The organism is Rheinheimera sp. (assembly GCF_036568245.1).
Classification (GTDB): Bacteria; Pseudomonadota; Gammaproteobacteria; order Enterobacterales; family Alteromonadaceae; genus Alishewanella.
On the sequence record NZ_DATCSY010000023.1, the window covers coordinates 1 to 8,329 of the forward strand.

Genomic DNA, 8,329 nt, shown 5'->3' on the forward strand with positions numbered 1-8,329 from the left:
GCCAGAATGCGCCACTGCACTAAAGCCTCTGCCCATTGCTGTTGTTGTTCTAACTGCATGGCATAGCTGTACCTTGGGTCTTTAGCGGGGGCCGACTTAAACGACAGCCCGTCGCCGGTGCTAACACAGGCGCTGAGGGCAAATGTCAGAACAATAAGCGCGGTATTTCTCACTTTAAATCCACCCGCTCAAAGGTATTCAGGGCGCGGACAAACTTACTCAGGCTGTCGCCGCCATAAATCATGGTGCGGTTAATTAAAAATCGATCTGAGAAAGTTGATGCACTGCCGCGCTCTACGGTGAAACCAAGCTGATAATTGTGTTGTTCGAGTAGAACCATTAACTCCTGACTGGTATTGCCATAGGGGTAGGCAAAATAATGAATGCTGTTTTCGCCGGTTATACGCTCAATTTTCTCTGCCGCCGTCAACACCTCCTGCTGTAAGCGAGCCTGATATTGCTTGGTATTTTCAGCTTTGGCGTTAAACGCTAAATTGGCATGTGTTTTAGAATGAGACTGCACGTCGATGAGCGGGTCCTGCGTGAGCATCTTTATGTTGTCCCAGCTCAGTGCCAGTGGTGCACCAATAAAATCAGGATAAACAAAAATGGTCGACGGAATGTCATACTTGCGCAAAATCGGCACTGCTACGTCAAGGTAACTGCGATAACCATCATCAACGGTGATCACTACCGCCTTGTCGGGCGCCTCCTGCTGGCCCTGAACAAAGCGATATAGCTGCTGTAAGGTCAGAATTTGATAGCCATGTTCGCGCAAATAACGCATTTGTTGCTCAAACTCGTTCTGCGTTATCACCATTCTGTTATTGCTGTGGCTGGCAGTGGTGAACTGGTGGTAACACAATACCGGAATTTGTTGATAGCCCGACGTGTACACCGCACTGGGATTAACAGCGGATAGCGGAATAGCGACATATCCGGCCTGCGATAAATCCGGGTTATAGCGGGCAATCACCGACGCATAGGCTTCATTGCCGATAAACTTTTTTGCCAGCGACGCATAAGTGTCCTTGCTGTCGGTTTTGACGACGACAAACTGGTTGTTGCGTGTTATCACGCTATGGCGCTCACCACTGCTGGAGCAGCCAACCAGTGTTAATGCCGTAAGCAGTAAGGCGCTATAAAACAGATTCATGCGCACGGGTATCATGCTTTTTCGGCTGGCGCTTTTTGGGCTGGGTCTTTGCCAGATCCTACATCTGACGTGTCTTTATCTGTAGGCTCCGTCGCGGGTGTTTGGGTATCCTGCTCTGACTGATTTGCTGTGATTTGGCTGCTTATCATCACAGTGCCATCGTCATTTTCTTCAATGCTGCGCGTGGTGATCTGGCTTAGGGTTAGCACCGTTAGCTCTTCAACCGGCGTATCGGATAAGTGGCTGGTGGCACTGCTTTCCAGCATGGTATTGTCTGAAACCGCTGAGTTATTAACTGCCCCCGGCTGAGCCGTTGCAATCGAAATACCCGATAGCGCAAGTTCATCTGATACCCGGGTGTAACGGGCTTGTATAGCAGAGGCCATGTTGTTAAATGCCTCAAACAACTTACCTATCTCGTCATTACGTTGCAGTGATATACGTGAGTCAAAATCACCTTTTTCCAGCTTGATCATGGCTTTGCCAACGGTTTTTAACGGTTTGGCAATCTGGCTGGCAAAAATAAACATTACCACCGACACACATGACACGGTAATAAGGCCGAGTAATACCATGAGCCAGCCGGTAACGCTTTTTACCTGGTCTAAACTGGTCTGGGAAATGCCTAAAATGATTTTACCCACTTCAATATTCTGGAATAACACCAGGGTTTCGATATTAAACATGCCCATGCCATCGCTTTCACTGGAACTGGTGGTATGGGTGTGTTCGCTCTGGTTGACCGGCTCGGCGTTCGCGTTGGCTTGGTAGGGTTGTCCAACCAGGGTGTTGTCGGTCGCCGCACGAATAATGCCGCTGCGGTCAGCGACGATTAAATAGCTGAATGTTTCGCGGTTGGAGGCATCATTCACCAGCGTTTCCAGTGTGATCCAATCTTCGCTAAGTAGTGGAACGGCGGTTTCGGTAGCAATAAACTTGGCCAGCGACTCGCCGGAATCGACCGCCTGTTTTGTCATGGCTGAAGATTGCATGCCAAACATAATGTTCATACACAGCAGCAGTACTGCGGTTACAATCGCCGACGCAATGAAGGTCCATTTATAACGCAGCGGCATGTATTTATGTTTAGTTTGCTCTTCCTGCTGCTCTTTTAATGCGTGTAGTTCATGTTTTATTGCCTGAACAAGTTCAGCACCGGTTTGAAAGCGCTTGTCCGGCGATTTCTGCAGTAACTTGTTTACGATTTGGCGCACACCGGCGGGAATGTCAGCGTTGATCTTTTTCAGCGGTTCAGGCTGCTGCTGGGCAATTTGCATCATCAGCGTGCCCATATTGTTGGCATCAAAAGTTTTCCGGCCACTGAGCATTTCATACATGATGGTACCAACGGAAAACAAATCTGAACGGCCATCAATGTCTTTACCCAGTGCTTGTTCCGGCGACATATATCTTGGCGTGCCCAGTACTGAGCCAATCTGTGTTTTTTGCGCTTCGTCGCTTTCACTTAACCTTGCAATACCAAAATCGGCCACTTTTACTGACTGGCCGTCTGATAGCAAAATAATATTGTCTGGTTTGATATCGCGGTGAACAATGTTTTCAGCGTGAGCGTAGTCAAGCGCTTTGGCCAGGTTAAGCGCGATAAGCAAGGTTTCGGTAACGCTTAGCTTGTGACGCACTTTCAGCACTTCACCCAAGTCCTGCCCCTGAATCAGTTCCATCATGATGTAGGGTGAGCCATCGACTTCACCGACATCATGGATGGTGACGATGGATGCGTGTGACAGCGCTCCCGCGGCTTTACTTTCACGCAAAAAACGGGAGGTGTATTCTTTGTCGACACAGTATTCTTTTTTCAGAATTTTACAGGCGACAGAGCGATTAATTTCCGGGTCGTAAGCGCGGTAAACCGTAGCCATTGCCCCTTCGCCAATCACTTCCTGTAGCTCGTACCGGCCGATTTTTTTGTTCAACATACTGTCAGACATCTTGGTCCCTTTTTAGCTACATTATTGCCCGCTCAGCGCATGAAAATGTTATTCCGGCGTGGCAATGATGCAGTGGCGTAATCTGGTTTTTAACTCTGAAACCATGTACGCAAACAGCGTTAAAAATGTTGCACATTGACGAAAATAATGCGTAATCTAATTAATAGCGTTGATAAATGAGTTTGAAGTTAATATGCAAAAATCTCCCTGGGCGTCTGTTGCCAAGACCGATATTGGCCATGTCAGAAAGGTCAATGAAGACGGTTTTTTTGCGGATGCCAGTGCCTTAGTCTGGTGTGTTGCCGATGGCATGGGTGGCCATGCGCGTGGTGATTTGGCCAGCCAGTTAATCACCCAGGAACTGGCTAATCTAGTGCAGCGCAGCCATCACGAACTGACGGTAAAAGACATTGTTGCATGTGTTAAAGTTGCTAATCGTAAGTTGGTCGCTATTTCCGGCGAAAAAGGCGCGATTGTGGGCAGTACGGTAGTTATTTTGTTGCTTACTAAAACGCAGGCGCATTGCATTTGGGCCGGTGACAGCCGGGTATATCGGTTACGCAATAAACGGCTGCAGCGGCTAACCCGCGATCACAGTCAGGTTGAAGATATGATAGACGCTGGCCTGATTAAACCGGAAGAAGCGGAAAGCCACCCCAAAGCCAATGTGATTACCCGGGCAGTAGGGGCAAAGCTTGACCTGGAGCTTGAATGCAAAAGCTTTGACCTGTTGCCAAGCGACCGCTTTTTACTGTGCAGCGATGGGTTAAATAAAGCGTTAAATGACCCTGAGCTGGAATACCTGATGTTACACACTGCGCCAGAAGGCATTGCCGGCGAGCTTATCAGCAAAGCTTTAAGCCGTGGCGCCAGGGACAATGTTACTGTTATTGCCGTGCATAATCCCGGCACTGTCGGGCATGAGATGTACCAAACACTGCCGCTGGACTCGACCCTGCCATTAAATTTTCAAGGTTAGTTAAGTGCGATGCGACTTAGTTGCTTTATTGCTGCAACGGCAAAAAAGCAACTAAGTTAACCTGTTCTTTGTGCAACTATTTGTTGCCGCTTTCCGTAAGTAATAGCAGTTGTCTTTGCCAGTCATGTAAAGCCAGGCAGTGCGATACTGCGCTGGTTTCGCATGGCGGGGTGCTTATTACGCAGAGGAAAATCTTAATGGACGTGAATAAAAAAGTAGTTAATGGCATCCCTTCGGCTTATTACTTCAAGTACAAGCTTGGCCGCACCGGCGTTTATGGAACACTTAAACGAAGTGATCCTTCTATCGATGATATTTATAACGCATTAAAAAGGGCAGAGTTATATCGGTTTTTCCTTTCGAAGGATGCAATTGCCCGTCTGCGGGATGTAAGGAAGAAATGTAATGCTTTGCTTAATGTTACACATCTTTTTAAAGACCCCTACTCTAATCGCGAAAGAACAATCATTAAGGAGCTCAAAGCTAACTTAGATCGAAGAATTGATGCTGTCGCTACGCACTTTTTGGGGGTGCACAAAGAACAGGCGCTGGAAAATTATGAGAATCGTTTAGAGTTTGAGGCTTTTTACGATAAAGCAAACCTGAATGGTAAAGCGGTAGGGCGAACATTAGATAATGAATATCGCTATGAAAGAGCCAACTCACGGCATTTAGGCAAGGATACAGTGAAAAACTGGCTCGATTCCGGCTCTCAACTGACGTTAAATACCTGGATGGATACCGTACGCCAATGGGCGGGAGAGGATGGAGACAGCTCGCTTGCTGGTTTGGCTCAGGAAGGCGTGCAATACCTTGATGAACAGGGCAGGCAAGCTTATAAGCTGCACTTTGCCGGAGGTATGGCCCGGGACTCTAATGGTGATCTGTTTCATAGCGGTAACCTGGTGTCTTCGTCCTCAGGTGCGGGGTGGGGTATTTATATGGTTGATTTTTATGGTAACTTTTATGTGGGCTCACACCGTATCAACCGCTTTCATCATTCCAGTTTTTTTTCCGGCGCAGCGGTTATGGCTGGAGGCGAAATCGCTATTAATAGCGGTAAGGTGGTGGGAGTTACCAATAAAACCGGCCACTATAAAGCGCGGCCCGAAGAGCTAAATGCTGCGTTGACTCGTCTTATGCTGCAGCATGCTGTCGACTTAAGAAATGTGGCAGTAAGTGATCCTTTCAATGCACCTGACAAGTGGTTTAAAGCCATGGATGCGATTCAGGCGAACGGAATACTACGCAATTTACCGGCTGCCCAGGAAATCGCAAAGCCGGCAAGGGTTCCCGTTTAGCGGAATAACGACCGGTAAAGTCGGCAGTTATTCAGGCCTAACTGCCGTACAGCAATGACGCAAAAGCATCAACAGGTGGCATACCGTTAAAATAGCGTTGCAGGTGGTCAAAATGTTCACTGGCTGAATGTGCCCAGATGGAGATGGCAAGCTGCTGCCGGGCCAGTAAGTGGCTACAAAACGCTTGATGGATATCGCTGACTGATACCGGCTTTACACTGCTGTGTTTAAATAAATCCGTTTGTAACTGCGGCGCTTCGCCAGCCGGAGTTAACGGTGGCGCGGGTTTGAATTTGGCGTAGTGCTGGCTTAATAACACCGCCACATCATCCAGATTGGGGCGTACTTTATTGAGCAATTCGATAATCAGTTCTTCCGCCTGTAGGTGCAAAGGCTCCAGCTGTGCCGATATACTCAGTACATCGTGCGCGCCACTTAACTCACAAAAAACGAAAAAAGGGTAGTTTCTGCCGCTGGCATCCACGCTTGGCATCATCAACCCCGAGACTGTGGTACTGCTGATAACACCCTGCTGCACGGTAAAACGCCATACCGGGCTGGTAAAGTACAGCTCGCGCCAATTGTCTTTTAACTGGCTTTGCGATGTATCAATAGACTGCATTAACCAGTTATCCCAGCGCTCAGTCAGCTCTGGTGAGACATTGCGCTGAACAAAGTCGCCATAGCTGGGAAGTTTGCCAAAAAATCCTACTTTCATTGTACACCTACAAGCCTTTCAGGCATTGAAATGACGAGAGTTGGTTAAATACCAGCGGATCGGTTTGCCCGGCGCCAGATACCTCGTAGATGGCTTTATAGTCGTTTTGGCTAAAGGTTACGGTCACTTTAGTGGCAGAGCTGCGTTCAGCCTGGCCGGCGTCAATCATACGAGCCAGAGAAAACAGGCCTTGTTGACTGGCCGCCATTTCACTGCCATCCCGCCTGACAAAGGTAATGCTGCTGGCCGACTCGCTGGCGGGCGGCCAGCTGATAGCTGTCGGTGTCGGGCGACCAAATTGATAGTTAATGGTGCTGCCATAAATACTGATGCGCAGCCGTGCCAGACGTGGGTCCAGATAAACCGGCGTAAGCGTAAACCGGGCGTGGGTTTCAGTACCGTTTGGTTTAAATAACGCCTGCTGCATGCGCATAGCGGATTCAAAGAACGGCAATACCTGAGCATCAAACTGATATTCACTTTGACTATTTCCCCGCCATTGCCACGGCGATGTCTGGGTGTTAACCAGAGCGGCAAAATGTTGTTGGAAAAAGCCAAACACCGTGCCATTAGCTGCAAATAGCTGGCTCAGGTCATTAATACTGGCATCAATTTGCGAGCTGCGTTGGAACGGGTATTTCTGTGTCACAATGTTATTGCATGACGGCAGTATCTGATTTTGCCACAACGCGTTCCATTGCTGTTTTTGTAACAGGTTTTGTGAGCGGTTGATGTTTCTGACCAGCTCTTCTACCCAGCGGTTTAGCGGCGAAATTTGTGAATAGCCAAAGCCCTGTAACGCATTCAGTGACTCAGGCTTGGCATTGGTTGGGTTGTTTTGTAGCTGGAAATTAATGCTGACCAGTATGTCCTGCACTAATCGTTCAAGCTGTTGTTGCAGTGCTGCCTGCCGCTGTGCGGCCATCGCTTCGTGTAACTTGCTAAAGCGCGATGTGACGAAGCGCTTTTCATCATTCAGCCCGTCCAGCAATTGTCGGGCTGAATTTACCTGCTCATTCGCTTGTGTAAAGGCCAGTCCGCTATCGGCGGGGGTACTGACTAATTCTGTGGCTTTAGCGGCTGAATTGAGAAGCACAAATAATGCTGAATCGGATTGGCCGATTTGCTGCAACTGACTGGTTAATGTTGCAGCGTCGCCGGTTGATCTAATCGATAGGCTATCGAGCAGTTTGCGCCAGCTATTGGCGTAGTCCTGCAGGTATAAATTTCGTAATTGTTTGCTGGTGGCATTAAGGTCTATGACGTTTTCAGTGCCCAGTACCCAGGCTTCATCAGCGAGGCTGTCCAGATGTTGGCTGATGCCTTTGCCGATAATGCTGTCAAATTGAGCAGGGGTAAACATCGCGGGGATGGTTTGTATTTCATCCAGCGTGGTGGTGAAGGTATTACGCCAGTCAGAACCTGCCAGCTGTGCCATTGAAAGATAACTGGCCGGGTTGCTGTTAAGCCTGTCTTTCAGTTCACGATAGTATATTTCGCCAAGCGGTTGTGCGCGTAAAATCTGCCGGGCTTGTGTGATCAGGTTATCATTTACTGCATCAAAGCTCATACCGCTATCGACCATGCTTTGCATATGTGCCAGCAATTGGTTGTACTCAGCAGCAGAAAAGCGTTTGTCGTTGTTCAGGTTCTGGGCTAAAAATTGTTTGATGTAGCGATTTTTACGTAAGTTACCGTCATCTGCCAGCATCAGGTAGCTTTTTAGTGCCTGGTATTGCACTAGTGGAGCATTACCTGCGTTGAGCAGGCCTTCCAGTTGTTGTTGTATATAAGGCACCAGCACTGTTTTCAGTAAGCGCTGGTAACTGGCATTCAGTGACCGGGTTACGGCATTAGCCTGATTTAAACCCAATCCTGAAAAATGGCGCTGTTGCACATCTTGCAAGCCGTTTATCTTGGTCAGAAAATCGTTTAACGCCGGAAGTTGCCTGTGCAGTGACTCGCTGTTACCAGGCTGAATGTTGAGGCTGTTGAACTGTTGCTGCCACTGCGTGACCGCTGCGTTTGCCTGGGCAAGGTACTGCACATTGTTATTAAAACTGCTGAACAAACTGGCGCAAACCAGCAGTGACGCGACGGCAAAAAACGCCAGCGAACATTGTTTAAGCCGTTTTTTGCGGCGTTCATAACCTGCCAGCGTGCCAAAGCGATCAGCTTCAGCAAACACCACCTGTTGCAGTAAATCCTTAATAAAATAACTGCGCT

The 8,329-nt window shown here is 48.3% G+C and carries 6 protein-coding genes; 2 read left to right on the plus strand and 4 right to left on the minus strand.

Annotation, left to right across the window (positions count from 1 at the left end; translation table 11 throughout):
* Positions 1-169: 169 nt before the first annotated feature.
* Together VIN66_RS00960 and VIN66_RS00965 are read right to left on the minus strand one after the other, a co-directional pair.
* Entirely contained in the window at positions 170-1,156 is a 987-nt protein-coding gene (locus VIN66_RS00960; RefSeq protein ID WP_331922251.1) for a polysaccharide deacetylase family protein, read from the minus strand.
* Positions 1,157-1,167: 11 nt separating this feature from the next.
* Positions 1,168-3,105 (minus strand): protein kinase domain-containing protein, encoded by a 1,938-nt coding sequence (locus tag VIN66_RS00965; RefSeq protein ID WP_331922252.1) that lies wholly within the window; start codon positions 3,103-3,105, stop codon positions 1,168-1,170.
* A gap of 193 nt (positions 3,106-3,298) precedes the next feature.
* Here VIN66_RS00965 and VIN66_RS00970 point away from each other — a divergent pair, with 193 nt between their 5' ends.
* Positions 3,299-4,084, plus strand: a complete 786-nt coding sequence (locus VIN66_RS00970) for a PP2C family protein-serine/threonine phosphatase (protein WP_331922253.1) — start codon at positions 3,299-3,301, stop codon at positions 4,082-4,084.
* A gap of 197 nt (positions 4,085-4,281) precedes the next feature.
* Positions 4,282-5,385, plus strand: coding sequence for a hypothetical protein (locus VIN66_RS00975; protein WP_331922254.1), 1,104 nt, complete (start codon positions 4,282-4,284; stop codon positions 5,383-5,385).
* A gap of 37 nt (positions 5,386-5,422) precedes the next feature.
* Here the strand turns inward: VIN66_RS00975 and tagF are convergent, their stop codons facing one another.
* Together tagF and tssM are read right to left on the minus strand one after the other, a co-directional pair.
* Positions 5,423-6,103, minus strand: coding sequence for a type VI secretion system-associated protein TagF (gene tagF / locus VIN66_RS00980; protein WP_331922255.1), 681 nt, complete (start codon positions 6,101-6,103; stop codon positions 5,423-5,425).
* A gap of 7 nt (positions 6,104-6,110) precedes the next feature.
* On the minus strand, positions 6,111-8,329 hold a 2,219-nt coding region (gene tssM, locus VIN66_RS00985), incomplete at its 5' end, for a type VI secretion system membrane subunit TssM (protein WP_331922256.1).

What these genes read in the sequence shown, in the direction of transcription:
- VIN66_RS00960 (WP_331922251.1), bottom strand. Translation starts at nt 1,156, where the DNA reads ATGAATCTGTTTTATAGCGCCTTACTGCTTACGGCATTAACACTGGTT.
- VIN66_RS00965 (WP_331922252.1), bottom strand. Translation starts at nt 3,105, where the DNA reads ATGTCTGACAGTATGTTGAACAAAAAAATCGGCCGGTACGAGCTACAG.
- VIN66_RS00970 (WP_331922253.1), top strand. Translation starts at nt 3,299, where the DNA reads ATGCAAAAATCTCCCTGGGCGTCTGTTGCCAAGACCGATATTGGCCAT.
- VIN66_RS00975 (WP_331922254.1), top strand. Translation starts at nt 4,282, where the DNA reads ATGGACGTGAATAAAAAAGTAGTTAATGGCATCCCTTCGGCTTATTAC.
- tagF (WP_331922255.1), bottom strand. Translation starts at nt 6,103, where the DNA reads ATGAAAGTAGGATTTTTTGGCAAACTTCCCAGCTATGGCGACTTTGTT.